This window comes from Prosthecobacter sp., assembly GCF_020439865.1.
Lineage (GTDB): Bacteria > Verrucomicrobiota > Verrucomicrobiia > Verrucomicrobiales > Verrucomicrobiaceae > Prosthecobacter.
Window position 1 is genome coordinate 41711 of the sequence record NZ_JAGRPF010000028.1, and the last position, 17494, is coordinate 59204.

General features: G+C 61.2%; 19 protein-coding genes. 8 read left to right on the forward strand and 11 right to left on the reverse strand.

The window, feature by feature from the left end; translation table 11 throughout:
• Positions 1-11: 11 nt before the first annotated feature.
• From cyoE to priA, 7 genes are all read right to left on the reverse strand, one after another.
• The gene (gene cyoE, locus KDL09_RS02550) at positions 12-914 is read right to left on the reverse strand and encodes a heme o synthase (RefSeq protein WP_294380984.1); all 903 of its coding nucleotides are present in this window, start codon (positions 912-914) and stop codon (positions 12-14) included.
• 6 nt (positions 915-920) lie between these two features.
• Positions 921-2072: a molecular chaperone DnaJ gene (gene dnaJ / locus KDL09_RS02555; RefSeq protein ID WP_294380986.1), complete on the reverse strand. Its 1152-nt coding sequence runs from the start codon at positions 2070-2072 to the stop codon at positions 921-923.
• A 19-nt stretch (positions 2073-2091) separates the two neighbouring features.
• The gene (grpE, locus tag KDL09_RS02560; protein ID WP_294380987.1) at positions 2092-2658 is read right to left on the reverse strand and encodes a nucleotide exchange factor GrpE; all 567 of its coding nucleotides are present in this window, start codon (positions 2656-2658) and stop codon (positions 2092-2094) included.
• A gap of 30 nt (positions 2659-2688) precedes the next feature.
• On the reverse strand, positions 2689-4137 hold the full coding sequence (locus KDL09_RS02565; protein ID WP_294380989.1) for a GAF domain-containing SpoIIE family protein phosphatase: 1449 nt from the start codon (positions 4135-4137) through the stop codon (positions 2689-2691).
• Positions 4138-4176: 39 nt separating this feature from the next.
• Positions 4177-4713, reverse strand: coding sequence for an STAS domain-containing protein (locus KDL09_RS02570; protein WP_294380991.1), 537 nt, complete (start codon positions 4711-4713; stop codon positions 4177-4179).
• An 11-nt stretch (positions 4714-4724) separates the two neighbouring features.
• Positions 4725-5219 carry a hypothetical protein gene (locus KDL09_RS02575; RefSeq protein WP_294380994.1) on the reverse strand — a complete coding sequence of 165 codons (495 nt, stop codon included), beginning with the start codon at positions 5217-5219 and terminating at the stop codon, positions 4725-4727.
• Positions 5220-5292: 73 nt separating this feature from the next.
• A complete protein-coding gene (gene priA, locus KDL09_RS02580) occupies positions 5293-7626 on the reverse strand; it encodes a primosomal protein N' (RefSeq protein ID WP_294380995.1) in 2334 nt (777 codons plus the stop codon).
• Between the two features lie 47 nt (positions 7627-7673).
• Between priA and cdaA the strand changes: the two genes are divergently transcribed.
• The 6 genes from cdaA (at position 7674) to KDL09_RS02610 (ending at position 11802) form a co-directional block, all read left to right on the forward strand.
• Positions 7674-8537, forward strand: coding sequence for a diadenylate cyclase CdaA (gene cdaA, locus KDL09_RS02585; protein WP_294380997.1), 864 nt, complete (start codon positions 7674-7676; stop codon positions 8535-8537).
• Positions 8515-8832, forward strand: coding sequence for a hypothetical protein (locus KDL09_RS02590; protein WP_294380999.1), 318 nt, complete (start codon positions 8515-8517; stop codon positions 8830-8832). The genes cdaA and KDL09_RS02590 overlap by 23 nt, the downstream gene beginning before the upstream one ends.
• Positions 8833-8866: 34 nt before the next feature.
• On the forward strand, positions 8867-10228 hold the full coding sequence (gene glmM, locus KDL09_RS02595; protein WP_294381001.1) for a phosphoglucosamine mutase: 1362 nt from the start codon (positions 8867-8869) through the stop codon (positions 10226-10228).
• On the forward strand, positions 10228-10851 hold the full coding sequence (bioD, locus tag KDL09_RS02600; protein WP_294381003.1) for a dethiobiotin synthase: 624 nt from the start codon (positions 10228-10230) through the stop codon (positions 10849-10851). The genes glmM and bioD overlap by 1 nt, the downstream gene beginning before the upstream one ends.
• Positions 10852-10959: 108 nt before the next feature.
• Positions 10960-11448 carry a hypothetical protein gene (locus tag KDL09_RS02605; protein ID WP_294381005.1) on the forward strand — a complete coding sequence of 163 codons (489 nt, stop codon included), beginning with the start codon at positions 10960-10962 and terminating at the stop codon, positions 11446-11448.
• Positions 11449-11556: 108 nt separating this feature from the next.
• Positions 11557-11802, forward strand: a complete 246-nt coding sequence (locus KDL09_RS02610; protein WP_294381006.1) for a hypothetical protein — start codon at positions 11557-11559, stop codon at positions 11800-11802.
• Here the strand turns inward: KDL09_RS02610 and KDL09_RS02615 are convergent.
• Both KDL09_RS02615 and KDL09_RS02620 read right to left on the reverse strand, forming a co-directional pair.
• Complete coding sequence (locus tag KDL09_RS02615) at positions 11775-12407, reverse strand: phosphatase PAP2 family protein (RefSeq protein WP_294381009.1); 633 nt, start codon at positions 12405-12407, stop codon at positions 11775-11777. The genes KDL09_RS02610 and KDL09_RS02615 overlap by 28 nt on opposite strands.
• Positions 12404-13939: a glycosyltransferase family 39 protein gene (locus KDL09_RS02620; RefSeq protein ID WP_294381010.1), complete on the reverse strand. Its 1536-nt coding sequence runs from the start codon at positions 13937-13939 to the stop codon at positions 12404-12406. Before KDL09_RS02620 ends, KDL09_RS02615 begins: the two co-directional genes overlap by 4 nt.
• A 71-nt stretch (positions 13940-14010) precedes the next feature.
• Here KDL09_RS02620 and KDL09_RS02625 point away from each other — a divergent pair, with 71 nt between their 5' ends.
• Positions 14011-15249, forward strand: a complete 1239-nt coding sequence (locus KDL09_RS02625; RefSeq protein ID WP_294381012.1) for a folylpolyglutamate synthase/dihydrofolate synthase family protein — start codon at positions 14011-14013, stop codon at positions 15247-15249.
• Here the strand turns inward: KDL09_RS02625 and KDL09_RS02630 are convergent.
• Together KDL09_RS02630 and KDL09_RS02635 are read right to left on the reverse strand one after the other, a co-directional pair.
• A complete protein-coding gene (locus KDL09_RS02630) occupies positions 15243-15581 on the reverse strand; it encodes a hypothetical protein (RefSeq protein ID WP_294381013.1) in 339 nt (112 codons plus the stop codon). The genes KDL09_RS02625 and KDL09_RS02630 overlap by 7 nt on opposite strands.
• Positions 15582-15592: 11 nt before the next feature.
• The gene (locus KDL09_RS02635) at positions 15593-16399 is read right to left on the reverse strand and encodes an NYN domain-containing protein (protein ID WP_294381014.1); all 807 of its coding nucleotides are present in this window, start codon (positions 16397-16399) and stop codon (positions 15593-15595) included.
• 173 nt (positions 16400-16572) lie between these two features.
• Here KDL09_RS02635 and KDL09_RS02640 point away from each other — a divergent pair.
• On the forward strand, positions 16573-17494 hold a 922-nt coding region (locus KDL09_RS02640; RefSeq protein WP_294381017.1), incomplete at its 3' end, for a c-type cytochrome domain-containing protein.

A 17494-nucleotide genomic window follows, 5' to 3' on the forward strand; every position in this document is an offset into this window, starting at 1 on the left:
CGGTGGCGGGTTTACGCGCGTTTCCAGGCGAGGATGGATACGATCAGGATGGCCGGGAGATACATCAGCGTGCAGAAGAAGAGTTTGCGCGCCGCCGGACGCTCGGGCTGGCGGTTGAACCGCAACGCGAGCATGCAGAGCCAACCGCTGAGCAGCAGCGCGGGGGGCAGGAACCACCATGCATAGGCGACACCGGCGTAAACCGGGTAGAACATCAGCAGCACGGTGCTGATCGAGTACGCGAGAGCATGCTGCGAGGTGCGCGCGCCCTGCTCGTCGTCGTTGGCGAGCATGACGAAGCCGCCTTTGCGATACTCGTCGCGATACATCCAGTTGATGGCGAGGAAGTGCGGCAGCTGCCAGAGGAAGAGCAGCAGAAAGAGGTAAATCGCACCGGGTTCAATCATGAGTTCCCAGCGGAAATGCGTCGCGGCACCCGCTGGCAGCGGTCCAGCGGCACCCGCCCATCCAATGAGCGGCGGCAGAGCTCCGGAAACAGCGCCGACGAGCGTGTTGGTGGCGCTCTGACGTTTCAGCGGTGTGTAGATGAAGAGATACACTGCCAGCGTGAGCGCCGTGAGGGCAGCTGCTTCCATGTTCACACGAATGGTGAGGTGGATGAGCGCCCAGGCGCTGAGCAGCCAGCCGATGCCGAACGCCGCCGAGGGACTCACGCGTCCGGAGGGCAGGGGACGATCCGCCGTGCGCTGCATGCGCGAGTCGGGCTCGATCTCCATGAGCTGGTTGAACACCGCGGCACCAAACGCGGCGAGCGTGCTGCCGATGATCGTGTGGAAGAGCAGCCAGAAATCGAAGCCTTTGGGCGCCCGCAGCCAGAAACCCACAAACGTGGTGACGATGACAAGCACGCTGAGACGAAACTTCGTCAGGGTCATCAAGTCGCGGGCGGTCATGGCGGGCTAGCGGAAAAACTTCTTCGCCTTCTCAAAGAAGCTCTCTTCCATCGGAGAGGTTTGTTCACCGAGGGACTGCGCAAATTCATCGAGCTTCTCGCGCTGTTCGGCGCTGAGCTTGGTCGGCACGGCGATCTGGACATGGACGTAGAGGTCGCCGAAACGATCCTCGCCGAGAATCTTCATGCCCTTGCCGCGCAGGCGGAAGGTGGTGCCGTTCTGCGTTCCGGAGGGCACTTTGACGGTGGCCTTGGCCTCCATGGTGGGAACGGTGATTTCACCGCCGAGCGCCGCGGTGGCAAAGGAGAGCGGCATATCGCAGTGCAGGTCGTTGCCCTCACGTTCGAAGATCTCATGCGCTTTGACCTGAACGACGATGTAGAGATCGCCTGGAGGGCCGTTCTTCACACCGAGGTCGCCATTGCCGCTGGAGCGGAGACGGGAGCCATCTTCGATGCCGGCAGGAACTTTGACGCGCACCTTGGTGCGTTCCTTGGAACGTCCGGTGCCGTGACAATGGCGGCAGGGATCGCTGACCGTCTCGCCGGTGCCGCTGCAGTCGGGGCAGGTCTGCTGGATCTGGAAAAAGCCGCGGGAACTGATGACCTGACCGACACCGCCACAGGTTCGGCAGGTTTTTTTGCCGCCGCCGCTGGCAGAGCCGGAGCCGGAGCAGGTTTTGCACGAGGCACTCCGTTCGTACTCGATCTCGCGCTCGCAGCCATGGGCCGCCTCTTCAAGCGAGATCTCCATGCCGTAGCGCAGATCGCTGCCGCGCTGAGGACCGTCGCGACGACGACCACCGCCGCCACCACCGCCGCCGAAGAATTGTTCGAAGATGCCGCCACCACCGCCGCTGAACACTTCGCGGAAGATGTCGAAGGGATCGTGGAATCCACCACCGCCTGCGGACGGGCCACCCATGCCACCGGCGAAAGCGGCGTGACCGTAGCGATCGTAGGCGGCGCGCTTTTGGTCGTCGCTGAGGACGTCGTAGGCTTCACCGACCTCCTTGAATTTGCCTTCGGCGGTCTTGTCGTCCGGGTTCTTGTCCGGATGATATTTCACCGCGAGCTTGCGGTAGGCTTTTTTCAAATCCTCGGCCGAGACGTCACGTGAGACGCCCAGGACTTCGTAATAATCGCGTTTGTCGGCCATAAAGTCGGGGAAAGAGGTTTTACGCTTCTGCCGGCGCGGCGGGTCCGCTGGAAACGATGACGCTGGCGGCGCGCAGGAGGCGGTCCTTGAGTTTGTAGCCGCGGCGTGTCACGCGGATGATCGTGCCCTCTGGAACTTCGGCGCTGGCTTCTTGGGCCACCGCCTCGTGAAGGTTGGGGTCGAAGGTCTTGCCCATCGCTTCGACTTCCTGAACACCGCTGTCACGCAGGAAATCCTGGAGCTGGCGGTTCACCATGCTCATGCCCATGAAAATCATCGACTTCTCCGATTCGGCACGTGCGGCTTCGAGGCCCATGTCGAAATTGTCGAGAATGGGGAAGAGGGCGCGCAGCAGATCACCGTTGGCGTAGGCGCGGGTTTCCTGGGCCTCACGGGCGGAGCGTTTGCGGAAATTGTCCAGTTCCGCCTGGCTGCGGTAGGCCATGTCCTTCCAGCGTTCCATTTCCTGGGTCAGCTGCGCAACGGGATCAAGCGGCGGCGCCTCCTCCACGGTTTCGGGGGCGGCTGGGTTGGGGACTTCTTCGAGAGGTGCTTGCTGGGTCGTCTCGGGACTCGGCTCGGTCATAGGTTTTCGCGGGTTTTTGGGGGGCCGCGACTATGCCGTCTTCTGCATGGCAATCAAGGTGATGTCGTCATGGGACCGCCGCCCCTTCAAAAAGTGCTCCAGATCGGCGATGATGCCGCCGATCACTGCTTTGGGGCCGTTCGGAGCGTGCCTGGCCAGTTCCTCTTGGACGCGCTCCTCACCAAATTCCTCCCCTTTGGGATTCATGGCCTCGTTCACGCCGTCGGTGTAGAGCAGCAGGCAGTCCCCGGGTTCCATCTCGAAACTCTCGTCACTGGTCACTCGTTCAAACACCGCGCCTTTGTCGATGCCGACACCGAGCCCAGGCGGGTGGATCAGTTCGACCTTGCCGGTCGCCTTGCGCCAAAGCAGGGCGGCGTTGTGCCCTGCCCGCGAAAGGGTGAGCCGGGAGCCGTCTGCGTCCACCACGACATAGGACATGGTGATGAACATGTCCTCACGGATGTCAGGGGCGATGTTCCGGTTCACCGCCGCCAGCACGGCGCTGGGAGAGGCTCCGGTGGGAGCCTTGGCACGCATCAGGGTGCGGCACATGACGGTGATCATGGCGGCACCGAGGCCCTTGCCGGACACGTCTGCGATTACGGCTCCGAAACGACCGTCTGGCAGGTCAAAGTAGTCGAAGTAATCCCCGCTGAGCGTTCGTGCGGGAATGTTTTTCCCTGCGATAACAAACCCCGGCACTTCGGGATCGTGCTCTGGCAGCAGCACCTTTTGGATCTCGCTGGCGTTGTGCAACTCCTGCTGGTCCATGCGGTGTTTCGCCGCCTCCTGATGTGACATGGCATTGGCCAGCGCGAAGGCGGACTGCTCAATGAGCGAATTGAAGACCTCAAAGTCGTTGGCGTTGTAGCTGCGGCCGTCTTTGGGTGAGGTGACGGCCAGAACACCGAGCCTGCGCACACCGAAACTGAGCGGACCGATCATGGCCGTTACGTTGTGCTGAGTGGGAACCAGCTGATCGCCCAAGCGGGGATCGGCGCCGAGATCGGTCAGCAACTCCGTCTTCTGCTGCATGAAGATGCCGCCCAGCAGGCCCTGCTGAACGCTTTCAGCATGCATGCGCAGAGTGCTCAGCAGGGTGGCGGAGTTGTCCTGCATCTGCTGCTGCACTCGCTCAGGCACGCTGATGAGCGGGGCGCAAAAGTCGGAGTAGTGTCGCGGCACGAGCTGCTGCGTGGCTTCATCGTAGAGGTAGAGGGCGCCGCCGGTGCTCTGGGTCACGCGAATCGCTCCCTCGACTATCAACCGGTACATGGACGCCTGCTGGTCGTCGCGCCAGATGGCCTCACCGAGGTCGTGCAAGTAGTGAAACATGCGCCGTTCCTCGGCCACGATGGCCTCCTCCTGGGCACGCAGCGCCGCAATGGCATGCTTTTGCTGCCGTGCGATTTTTGCCAGCATCGCGAGTCCCGCCGTCAGCAGCACTACGATCAGGACGAGAAGAGCGGTGGTCATGGGTTGAAACGGCGGTCCCGGCTTATCCGGGCGGGCGCCTCAGCTGGAAACAGCAGCCGTGCCAGCCTCCAGCTCTTTTTCCAAAAACTCGATCACGTCATGAAAGCGGCTTTCATTGGCGGCGCTGACTTCGGCCAGGGCCTGATGTGCAGAGAGCACATGCTGAGTCTGTACTTCCTTGCATTCGGCGTTCGTCTCCCCGCAGTTTTGCAGTGCGTTGCAGGCCGCGGCACGTTCGTCGGCCCACAGTTTGCCTTCGCGATCCAGTTCAAGGATGTGATCCAGGCCGAGGCTGGTGAGCAGCTGCAGGTTGCGCTGGTTGGCGTTCAAGACGCTCAGGGATCCGCCTCCCGACTCGCGCAGGGTCAGGGCGGCGCCGGTCAACATGCCCAGAAAAGTGGAATCCATCATGGGACAGCGTTCAAGATCCACGACCAGATTCTTCACGCCCTTCGTGATCACCCGCTGCAGGGCCTTCTTGGCCTGGAGACTGTTTTGAAAAGTGCCTCGTCCGTCAACCCGCATCCAGAACACTCTTCCGATGGTGCCGACAAGAATATGAGTGGGGGGAGTCATGCAGTGCGGGATTAGTTCCAGAGCGCGGACTGCTGGCTGACCAGCTCTTCCTTGCCGCGCAGGACGCTCACGCGCCACGCGATCACCCGGCCGCTCTTCTGATACTCCTGGCCGGTCACCTGGAATTTGGAAACGTTGTGACGATGAATGTCGTCGACGACCTGCTCCTGCACGCGCTTGGTCAGTCCGGAATGTGTCTGCAGATATTCGAATCTCACGGTGACCGGGCCGGTGCGGTCGTCGGCCTTCCAGAAGATCGTGTAGTAGTGGCCGAAGCGGTCGATGATTTCATTCTTGGTCACCCCGCCGAAGAGGTGATGCTGGCGCTCAAACAAAATGGTCGGATCCACGCTCCGGGGCACGTGGTTTGGCATCAGGTGATAATATTTCACCTTGGCGATACGGCCTCCGGGGCCATTCACCGCACTGGAACACGACGAGAGGCAAAACATCAGGATGGCAAGGCATCCGAAGCGGAAGCAGGAGGTGCGTGTCTCGGTCGTCATGGAGTGTGGAATATTGAATCAGGACGCTTGATGTCAACGTCCCCCTTTGATTCTTCATCAACTCTTCTGAAATTCACAAAAGTGAGACAGGATCGACATCCCACGTCACGATCACATCCGCCGGCAGCTTGGTGGCCTGGACCACCTGCTGGATGTGGCGGCACAGCGGACGGATCTTGAGCGCCCGCAGCAGGAGCTGGTAGCGGAACTGCCCGTGCGCCTTCGCCATTGCGCAGGGGGCGGGCTCTCCCATGATCACGTCATCCGGCAAACCTTCCAGCAACCGCCGGTGCAGGGTCTGCAGAGCGAATTCCGCCATGTTTTCGTGCTTTCCGCGGCTCGCCAGGAGCACGACGTGTGTGTAAGGCGGGTAGTGGAAAGCGCGTCGCTGTTCCAGTTCCTGCTCGGCGAAGCCTTCGAAGTCGTTGTGGCGGGAAAACTGCACCGCAGGGCTGTGAGGCGCGTAGGTTTGAACCACGACCTCTCCTTTCACCTCCCCGCGTCCGGCCCGGCCCGCCACTTGTACCAGAAGCTGCAGCGTGCGTTCGGCGGCCCGGAAGTCAGGCAGGTTCAGCGCCAGATCGGCATTCAGGACGCCCACGAGTGTTACATTGGGGAAATCGAGGCCCTTGGCGATCATCTGTGTGCCAATGATGAGATCAATCTTCTGGGCCCGGAAGTCCCGCAGCAGATCGCGAAGTTGGTTTTTTCGCTGGATCGTGTCCGTGTCCACACGCGCGATTCGCGCCTGCGGAAACACTTCCCGAACTGCGGTTTCGACGCGCTCGGTGCCAAATCCTGCAAACTTGAGCCCCGGCTCGTGGCAGGAAGGGCATTTCGAGGGTGGCATCCGCCGGGATCCGCAGACGTGGCAGACGAGCCGGTTCTCGTGCTTGTGCAGGGTCATGGGGATGCTGCAATCCTGGCACTGCACGGTTTCACCACAGGACAGGCAGGTCAGCGAGGTATTGAATCCGCGCCGGTTCAAAAACAGGATCGTCTGCTCCTTCTTCTCCAGACGTGAGGTGATCGCCGCACGCAGCTTCTCAGAGAGGATTCCGGCGTTCGCCACGCTCACTCCGGTGCCTTTGCGCCGCTCCATCCGCATGTCCACGACCCGGATCAGCGGCAGCGTGCGGCCGTCCGTGCGCTGCATCAGCTTCAAGAGTTCGTACTTCCCGCTGGTCGCGTTCTCGAAGGATTCGAGGCTCGGTGTCGCGCTGCCGAGCAGGACGACACACTTTTCGATGCTGCCACGCACCACGGCGACGTCCCGCGCATGATAGCGCGGCGTTTCGTCCTGCTTGAACGAAGGTTCGTGTTCCTCATCCACAATGATGATGCCCAGCTTTTCCAGCGGCGCGAAAATGGCGCTGCGTGCACCGATCACGATATCGGCGCGTCCTTCGTGAATCTTGAACCACTCATCGTGGCGTTCGCCATCGCTCAGGTGGCTGTGCAGCACCGCGATGCGTCCGCTGCGATCGGAGAAGCGTGCCTTGAAACGCTCGATCGTCTGTGGTGTCAGCGCGATTTCGGGCACCAGCACCAGCGCCGTGTCTCCGCGCTCGAGCACACGTGCGATGGACTGAAGGTACACCTCCGTTTTTCCGCTGCCGGTGATGCCGTGCAGGAGGATCGGCTTCGAGGGCTCTTCAGAGTCAATTGCAGCGGCGACCCGGTCGTAGGCCGCCTGCTGTTCGCTGGTGAACGTCAGCGCCTGGCTCGGCAGAAATTCTTCGTCGTGAAACGGATCGCGCTCCACACGCACTTCGCTGCGCGTGATCCAGCCCGCCTTGAGCAGCGGCTTGAGAATGGTCGCTGCTCGCGGGACGTCTCGGCGGATCTGGCTCAGAGTCGCCTGGCCCCCGCAACTGCGCAGGATGTCGATTACCCGCGCCTGCATCGGCGCTTTGTGGAGCAGCTTCTCGGATTCTTCCGGCGACGGTTCACGCAATAGTTTGAGATGGCTGTCCATCACAAAGCTGCCCGGTTTGTCCCGCACCGCCTGCGGCAGCATCGTGCGCAGCACCGTGTGGACCGGCACCACATAGTATTCGGCGATCCAGCGTGCGAGTTTGATCAGCCCCGGCGTGAACATGGGCCGCTTGGCCACGATGGAAATGATCTCCTTGAGTCTGCCGCGATGTGGCGAATCGTTCAGCAACTCCAGCACCACCGCATGCATGTGCCGGTTCTGCAGCGGCACGGTCACGCGCGATCCGACGACGATCTCTTCCGCGAGCAGTTCGGGAATGGCATAGTCCAGCTCTGTCGTCGCAGCGCCTTCGAGCTGCACGCGTGCGACGCGTGTTGTTTCCGGCGGAAGTTCCGGTGCCGCCGCCAGCACGCCGAACAGATCCCTCTGTTTCGGTTTGGAAGCATCGTTTCGGCTGGGTGGCGGCATGCGGTCACCCTAGCCGCCGTGAATCACACGCCAAAACGATTCTTCTTTTGAGAAACAAACCTGCCCGTGCCATTGTTTCCACGCAGCAGCACGGAGCGAACGGCATGTGGGATTTTCTGACAAAGCACTGGCGCGACGGCGTGGAGATACTGATCCTCGCCGCGCTGGCGTATCATGGTTACCTTTTCTTCCGCGCCACCCGTGGTGCGCGCATCCTGACCGGCCTGCTGGTGCTGCTTCTCAGTCTCGCGCTGATCTCCTTGTTGTTGGAGCTTTCGGTGATCAGCAGCCTCCTTCAGCGCTTTTCCGTCTTCCTTGCCATCGCGCTGGTCATCATCTTTCAGCCGGAGCTGCGCCGCGTGCTGGCCGAGCTCGGCAGCAGCCGCATTTTTTCCTTCAACCGCCCCGACCCCGAAGCGCTCGACATGCTGATGGAGGCGATGCAGCAGCTCTCGTCGCGACGCTGCGGTGCTCTGTTTGCTTTGAAGCGTGGCATCGATCTCAAGCCCTATGCCGAATCCGGAGTCGAACTCGACGCCGTGATCTCCAATGAACTAGTCACCACCATTTTTCAGCCCAAAACTTCGCTGCACGATGGAGGCGCCATCATCGACCAAGGACGCATTTCCGCGGCCGGTTGTGTGTTTCCTGTGAGTCAGCGTGAGATTCAGGACCGCGCCATCGGTCTGCGTCATCGTGCCGGCATGGGGATCTCTGAGGAGACGGACGCCATCGCGCTTGTCGTTTCGGAAGAGACCGGTGCGCTCTCACTTTGCTTCCAGGGCAAGCTGGAGCACGATCTGGAACCCGCGAAGCTGCGCCAGCGGATCAACGAAATTCTCATTGAAGGCTCGGATGCCGCGTTGGAACCCGAATCGGAGGGCGGTCATGAACTGGGGGCATCGGCTTAAAGAACTCATCACCCGAAACTGGCGGGAGAAGATCATCTCCCTGCTGCTCGCGTTCTTGTTTTGGTACATGATCAAGGCGCAGGATGCACGGCAGACCCTGCCGTACTCGATGCCGCCTCCTGTGAGGGTGTCGCCTTCGACTTCGCCCGCGCCGCCACAGCTCACGCCGGTGCTGCCGCCGCCTGTCGAAGTGCCCACTCAACTTGAACCGGTGCTGCCGCCGCCAGACTCGGGCACGGTGCCTGAGAGCGGAGACGGCGTCGGGATCAGTGGTGCCACCGGGACCGGGCTTTGACACTCCGGAAGTCCTGCGCTAGAACCGCCGTCCTATGTCTGAAAAGCGCCAGTTCTTCGGCACCGACGGCGTTCGTGCCGTGGCCAATCGTCATCCCATGACTCCCGAGTTCGTCATGCGGCTCGCCCAGGCGGCTGCCGTCGTGCTCGGAGGGAAACCGGAGGGCGGAGAGCGCCCGAAAGCAGTCCTGGGCCGCGATACCCGTGCCTCGGGTGAAATGTTGGAGTGCGCGCTCGCCGCCGGACTCAATTCCGCCGGTGTCGATGTCATTCTCGCCGGCCAGCTTCCCACGCCGGCCGTGGCCATGCTCAGCGCACAGCTCGGTGCGCAGATGGGCGTCATTGTTTCGGCCTCGCACAACCCGTTTAAGGACAACGGCGTCAAATTCGTGCACGGCGACGGCCACAAGCTTGACGACAAGACCGAGATCGCGATTGAGAAATTCGTGCTCGGTTCGGAGGACACGCCGCGTCCTGAGGGCCGTGGCATCGGCCGCATTACCCAGCTAGCAGACGGCGCGGAGCGTTACATCGCCCACGCAGTCGCTTCGATGGAAGGCGTGCGCCTCGACGGCATGCGCGTCGCTCTCGACAATGCGCATGGAGCGTCCTCCTACACCAGCGCTCTGGCTTTGGAGCAGCTCGGCGCGGATGTTTCCGTTTTTCACAGCGAGCCGGATGGCTTCAACATCAACGAGGAGTGCGGCTGCACTCACGCCGAGGAAATCGAGCGCATCGTGCGTCAATCGCAGGCGCAGGCAGGCATCGCGCACGACGGCGACGCCGACCGCATTGCACTCTGCGATGAAGAGGCTATCGCACTCGACGGCGACGAGCTGATGGCCATCGCCGCCGAGTCCATGCTGCGCAAAGGCACGCTCAAGCAGAACACGCTCGCGGTCACCATCATGAGCAACTACGGCCTCGACGACCTCGTCTCCCGCCTCGGTGGGCGTGTTATTCGCACCGGCGTCGGTGATCGTTACGTGCTCGAAGAAATGCGCAGCCGCGGATTGAACCTAGGCGGCGAGCAGAGCGGCCACATCATTTTCGGTGACTGGGCCACCACCGGCGACGGCCTCATCGCCGGCCTGCAGGTGCTCCGCATCATGAAGGAGACCGGCGAACCGCTCAGCCAGCTCCGCAAGTGCTTGAAAAAATTCCCGCAGTGCGCGCGCAACCTCCGCGTTCGGACGAAGCCGCCGATTGACCAGCTCGTTGAAGCGCAGAAGATCATCAAGGAGACCGAGAAGAAGCTCGGCGACTACGGTCGTGTGCTTCTGCGCTACTCTGGCACCGAATCGCTCATCCGATTGCTCGTCGAAGGCCGCGATGTCGAATACCTCGAAGCGCAGGCGGATAAAATTGCCTCCGCGGTGCTGGCACAAATCGGCTGATGTCTCACTACTTCATCACCGGCACAGACACCGACGCAGGGAAGACCTACGTCACCTGCCTGCTGCTTGAGGCTTTGAAGCGCGAAGGCAAACGCGCGGCTGGTTTCAAACCCTTCGTTTGCGGCTCGCGCGACGACGCCATCCACCTCGCCAACGCCAGCCGCCATGGATTGACCGTCGAGGAGGTCAATCCGGTGTGGTTCAAAGTGCCAGCCGCACCCTACGCGGCCGCTTTGATGGAAAACCGCCGCTTCGAACTGAACGACGTCATCGCCAAGTTTTATGAACTCGCGCAGACGCACGATCATGTGCTCATTGAAGGTGCGGGCGGATGGGAAGTGCCGTTGAACGAATTCTCCACCATGGCCGACTTCGCGCAGCGTCTCGCGCTGCCGGTGATCGTCGTCGTGAACAACAAGCTCGGCTGCCTCAATCACACCATACTCACCGTGCGTAACATACAGGCGCGCGGTCTCACCTGCGCCGGTGTCATCCTAAACTACGTCCAAGAGGAACGCGACGCCGCCAGCATCAGCAACCGCATGGTGTTGGAGCATTTTTTGGACGTGCCCGTTCTCGCCGAAGTCATGCACGGCGAAACGGAGGTTGAGTGGCCGCTGTAATCGGCTCGAGAGCCGAAGTTGACAAAGAACTCGTAAACCCCGTCAGTCACCCGAACTTGGCCGGACAGAAATCGACCAGATCTCCCACATCGCAAACTCTCCCCCCACATGAAAACCGCTCTGCTCCTCTGCCTCGCCATTTTGTCTCTCACGCCGATCGTGCACGCCGACCAGGTCATCAACTATCCGGCCGACAAGCCGATCTTCTCCATTTCTTTTCCAGACGGTTGGGATGTGGAGATTGGCGAAGAGTCGGTTTCCGCCGCGTCGCCCGATGAACTGGTGAACATGGAACTCATTGCCCTCGATGCAGGTGAAATAGCCACCGCCATCGATGACGCCAAGGAAGGGCTGGAGGAGGAACTCAAAGGCATCAAATGGACGAAACCCGAAACCGGGGAACTCAACGGATTCAAGGTGACCTTCTTGAATGGCAACGTGACCACGGAAGGCGTGAAGTTGGCGGTGAACTGCGCCGTGTTTGCCCCCAAGGGCGGAGAGACATTCTTCATGCTGTTCAATGCCATCCCATTGGTGGCCCTGGAGCAGCACGGGGGTGATGTCAGCAAGGTGCTGAACTCCATCAAGGGCAAATGACGAGGATGCTCCCGCCGCACTTCGAAGGCGGGATTTTCCGCCTAGCTGGTGGTTTGCGGCATCCTTTTCATCATTGTCTGGATCATCGCCCACGTCGCCTGGAGCGCGATGGCGTTGATGGTCGATCTGATGGCGAACGACTCAGGCGCGGCTCCCCAAGGCAAACATCTGATGTTGATCTTCGGCGTGCTCGGCGGCCAGGTGCTGTGCAGCTCGGCCGGCATTCCCGCCGGACTGGCATTTTACTGGCGCGGAAAGCGCAACCGTTTGCTCGGAATCTTTGCAGCGCTGTTCGTCGTGGGCGCCCTGCTTCAGGGCGGCGTTTTCTATTCCTTCTTTTCCTCCGTACCATGAGCGGATGGCTGCCTTCGGCTCATGCGGTTTGACAGGCTCACCACGCCCAAACCCACCAAAACACCCAGCGCCACAGACGGCGGAATGTCACTGGGCCAGTGGGCGCCACAGTAGACGCGAGAGTAGGCCACCGCCGCGGCCAGCAGATACATCAGCATTCCTGCACGTCGGTAAAAACTGGCGATGACCGTCGCTGCAGCGAAGAGATTGACCGTGTGGCTGGAGGGTAAGGATTTGCCGCGAGTGTCACCGTTCGGCTCGCAGGGCTTCACCACCGGCGTTTCAAACAGTCGTATGAACGCAGGCGAAGCGATGCCGAGATCCCGCACGATCACACCTTCCATCGCATCGCGGGGACGAACGCGGCCGATTGTCTTCTTCAAGGTGTTGGAAATGACGCCGTCGCCAAGTCCGATGGCCACGCCGAGGCAGAGCAGCATGACACGCGTGCGTTTGCTCCCGCGCCAGGCGGTGATCAGCACGGCGGCGATGATGAGCGGAAGCCAGGCCTCAATGGCGGACAGCGCCGGCATGAGCCAGTCGAGCACCGGATGCGACCACACGGTGTTGATTTGATGCAGCAGACTGAGATCCCAGGCGTTCATTTCGTGCCCACCGCTTTCCACGATTTCAGATTGTGCCCCAAATACACGCCGAATTCGCGCGTCTCCTGGCCCAGCGGAATGCGGATGTTCTCAAGGCGTTCCACTTTTTCGAACGCGTCTGCAACTTCCGGGCTGAGCGTCATCTCTTCTTCTTCTGATGGCAGCAGAATGAGCGCATCATCGCCGATTCGTTCCTCTGGTCCCGGCCAGATCTCGTACTGTGACTGCACCGTTCCGCTCGGCTCCCAGCGATACACGCGTGGATGCGAGGGCATGTAGAAAGCCATCTGCGCCGCGTGATAACGATGTCCCAGCGCCATGACGAAGGTCTTGCCACGCCGAGGCACTTGATCGAGAAATTTCTGCGCCTCGACGCCCGCCTCACGCCAGCCACGGATGCTGGCCAGCTTGTTGATCCCCTTCAAATCCGTGGCGAAGACGATGACGAGCAAAAGATGCAAGATGACCACCAGCGCTCCGCCCACTCGCAACGACCATTTCTGCCAGCCGGGATTCGCCTTTGTTGGCAGTAGTCCGCGCATCCACGCCGCCGCCAGCACAAACGCAGGCACGAAGAATGCCGCCGGCCAGTTCGGATTGATGCGCTGGCGCAGTGCCAGCACCGCAAAACAGGTCAGCGCCGGCGCCGAGGCCAGCAGCAGGAATAAAACCGGACGTGTGACCTGCTTCCGCTGCTTGATCGCCGCGAGCATCGCCGCCACCAGCGCCACAAACGTCACCGGCGTGTAGATCAGCGCCTGCAGGCCCACGTTTTCCAGCGTGCGGCCGATCCATCTGCCAACCCCGAGCTCTTTCGTGTCGAAGTGATGTTTCGTGTGCTCCAGCGTGATCCATGCGTGCTCCTGGTTCCACCGCAGCACCGGAATGATGAACGCCATGCCCGCCACGATGGCGACCCACATCCGCGGATTGCGCAGGAGCGCACGATCTTCCCGCGAAACGGCCGCGAAGAGCAGCATCAGCGCCGGAAACGCCAGCATCATCTGCTTGCTGAGCGTGCCGATGCCGATCACGAGCGCAAGCGCGAGCCAGCGCACGTTGCAGGTCGGCTTTTGTGCCGCGAACCAGAACAGCAGCAGCCCCAGCGTCCAGCAGACAAGCAGTGGCGCGTCGATGGTCAGCAGCAGGTTCAGTCCCGCCGTGGCAATGGTCAACACCACCAGCAAGGCAGTGAGGAAGGCCGTTTTGGCATCAAACAGCACGAGCGCGATGCGGTGAATGATGACCAGCGTCACCGTGCCCAGCAGCAAGGCTGCAAACCGGATGCCCCATTCCGCATTTCCAGTGAGCCAACCGATCACGCCCATCATCCAGCCGATCATCGGCGGCTTGCTGAAGTAGCACCAGTCCGGCCGGCGGCCCCAGTCCCAGTAATAAGCCTCGTCACCAGCCAGATCCGCCCCGTTCACAAACAGAAGCATCACGCCGATGCGTGCGATGAAAACGGCGGCCAGAAGCTGCCAGAAGCGTTTTTGCCAGAGTGCGGAGTCAGGTTCGGGAGTCACGGACATGTAGTGGCACGTTAGCGTGCCCGATTTCATCGCGAAAGCCGAGAGTTGCACCGTGATCGCCCGCTGGCACCATGGGCCTCACGGGAATGACACACGACACGGCGCAACGCGAAATCGACTGGCTCTACGGCACGCAGTTTTTCGGCATCAAGCTGGGGCTGGAAAACGTCCAGCGCCTGCTTCGCGAGCTGAATCTGCCCGCCGCAGGCCAGAAGTTCATCCATGTCGCCGGAACGAACGGCAAAGGTTCCACCTGCGCCTTCATTCATTCCATTCTGAAGGCCGGCGGCATCAACGCCGGGCTCTTCACCTCGCCGCACCTCATTCACTTCGGAGAGCGCATTCGCGATGCCGAGTGCATGATCTCGCCCGACGAAATCGCGGCAGGCATCACGCGTTTGCGCGAACGGGTCGCTGACTGGAACCCGCATCCGACCTTCTTCGAACTCGCGCTCGCTCTTGCACTCGAATGGTTCATGCAGCGCGGCAATTCGTGGGTCGTGCTCGAAACCGGTCTCGGCGGACGATTGGACGCCACCAACGCCATCACGCCTGCCGTCACCGTCATCACGCCCATCGGTTGGGATCACATGGACATGCTCGGCGACACGCTGCCGAAGATCGCAGCCGAAAAAGCCGGCATCATCAAGTCCGGCGTGCCCGTCATCACGATGCCCCAGCATGCGGAGGCGCTCGAAGTCATCGAACGCACGGCGAAAGAGCGCGGTGCGCCGCTCACCATCGTGGAAGCTCCGTGGGAAGGCGAGACAGGTCTCGCAGGCGAGCACCAGCGCTGGAATGCCGCCATGGCCGTTGCCGCGCTTCGCGCGACCGGTTTGAGTTTCGACGAGAACGTGATCGCCCGCGGCCTGCGCGATGTGCAATGGCCGGGACGGTTTCAAAGAATCCGAAATCTCATCGTCGACGGTGCCCACAACCTCGAAGCCGCCCAAGTTCTCGTCCAAACCTGGCGCGAACAGTTCCCCAACGAAAAAGCTAAGATCATCTTTGGCGCCGTCTCTGGCAAAGACACCGCCGCCGTCTTGCGCGAACTCGCACCCTTCGCGGCAGCCTGGCATTTCACTGGCTTCGAGTCACCGCGGGCATTGCCTCCAGAAACACTGTGCGAAATCTGGAACAGCATCGGCCTCGAAGCTCGTCCTGTGACCACGCATTCACGCATCGCCGACGCCTTGCAGGCGGTGAACGTCAAGGACCGCGTTTTGATCGCCGGATCCCTCTATCTCGCCGGTGAAGCGCTGGCATTGCTGGAAAACAAAACCAGCGCCTTCGAGCGCAGCGCTCAGTGAGCTGAGACGGTTTTGAAGGCGGCTATTCGACCGTCTCGGGAAACCGGTTCCATCCAGACTGTCTTGTAGTGACCATTTACGGGACGCTCAAACGGCAGCAATACCAAACCACGCTGTATTTTAACCCGTAGTGTGTGCACCCAGTTTTGGCTGAACCAAGAATAGTAGAAGTGATGCCAGCGGGCATCTGATGCTCCGTACTCCCATTGGTTAACAGTGAGACTGCCGGTGTAGATCCCCTTGTTGCGCGGCAGGCGGTCAAAATCTGAAACTGCGACTATTTTCGTCGAGCAACTCACCAGTCCGACCGCGCAAATGACAGGAAGGATCAAGCCTGTCATTTTCACTCCTCCGATGCCGAAACCTTGATGCGGTACCCGTTTTCGTTTTTCTCCAGCTTCATCAGTCCTCGCTCCGCAGCCGCTTCAAGAAGTGCGCTGAAGGTGCTGAAGCCGTAAAAGCGCTCGTCGAATTGCGGCTGGCGACGGCGGATGGCCTGTTTGACAGGACCGGCCCACACCGTGTCGCTGCCGCTGCGGCCCAGCATCGCTTCCACGGTCTCCACGACCATTTGAATTGCCTTCTCGGGATCGCCGCCGCTCTTTTTCTCCGGCGCGTTTGCCTTCGGTGCCGGTTTGGCGCGGGCAAGCCGTGATTTTGTCTTCTCCTCCTCGCGTACGAGGTCGTCGTAGAAGATGAACTCGTCGCAGTTGTCGATGAACAGCCCGCTGGTGGACTGCTTCACGCCTACGCCGATCACGGTCTTGTTGTTCTCGCGCAGCTTGCTCACCAGTGGCGAGAAATCCGAGTCTCCGCTCACGATGGCGAAGGTGTCCACATGCGGTTTCGTGTAGCAGAGGTCCAGAGCGTCCACGACCATGCGGATGTCCGCCGAGTTCTTGCCCGACTGCCGCACATGCGGAATCTCGATCAGCTCGAACGACGCCTCATGCACCGCCGCCTTGAAGCTCTTGTAGCGGTCCCAGTCGCAGTAGGCCTTCTTCACCACGATGCTCCCCTTCAGCAGCAGCCGGTCTAGCACCTTGTTCATGTCGAACTTGTCATACTTCGCATCCTTCACCCCGATGGCGAGGTTTTCAAAATCGCAGAAAACAGCAATCGTATGCGCGCGGTCCGTGTGTGTGGCCATGATGGCGGATCGTCCGCCCTCCCGGTATCCGGGTCAACCGGCGTTCCTACCGCAAATGTGATCAGGTCACTACTTGCGCGGCGCATGGACGATCCCGCTCTGGGGGCCGCAATCGCAAGACAACCTGTCCCGGGGACGTTTTTTCGCTCCCCCCAACTCTGCCTATGCCACTCATGAAGACGCGCTTCATTCTCCCCGCCTTGTTCCTCGCCGCCGCCGTGCATGCCGCACCGCCGAAGAAGGAGGAGGGCATCGACCCGAACAAGCCGGTGTCGTTCTACAAGCACATCCGCCCGATTTTCCAGGCGCAGTGCAACGGCTGTCATCAGCCGGCGCGGAACAAGGGCGATTACATCATGACCGACTTCGTGGCGCTGCTCAAAGGGGGTGAGGAAGGCCACGCGGTCATTCCCGGGAAGGCGGCGGAGTCGAACCTCATCAAGCTCATCAAGCCGGACGAAAAGGGCAAAGTCGAGATGCCGCAGAAGGCGGATCCGCTGCATGAGACGCAGGTGGCGTTGATCGAACGCTGGATCAATGAGGGGGCGAAGGACGACACGCCGGCTTCGGCCAAGGCACAGTATGACATGGCGCATCCGCCGGTTTACGTGAAGGCCCCGGCGGTCACCTCGATCGATTATTCGCCGGACGGCAGCATGATCGCGGTGGCGGGTTATCATGAGGTGCTGGTGCACAAGGCGGACGGCAGCGGCATCGTCGCACGCCTCGTCGGTCTGGCGGAGCGCATTCAGAAGCTCGCGTGGTCGCCGGATGGGAAGAAAATCGCGCTGACGGGCGGAAGTCCGGCGCGCATGGGTGAAATTCAAATTTGGGACGTGGCGGCGAAGAAGCTCGAACTCTCAAAGTCGCTGACCTTTGACACGCTGTATGGCGCGAGCTGGTCGCCGGATGGCAAATACCTCGCGTTCGGCTGCGGCGACAACGCGGTGCGCGCCATCGAGGTCGCCACCGGCAAGGAAACACTCTTCATGGGCGGTCACAGCGACTGGGTGCTCGACACGGTCTGGGGCATCGACGGCAAGCACGTCGTCTCCTGCGGACGCGACATGAGCGTGAAGCTCACGGAGGTCGCCA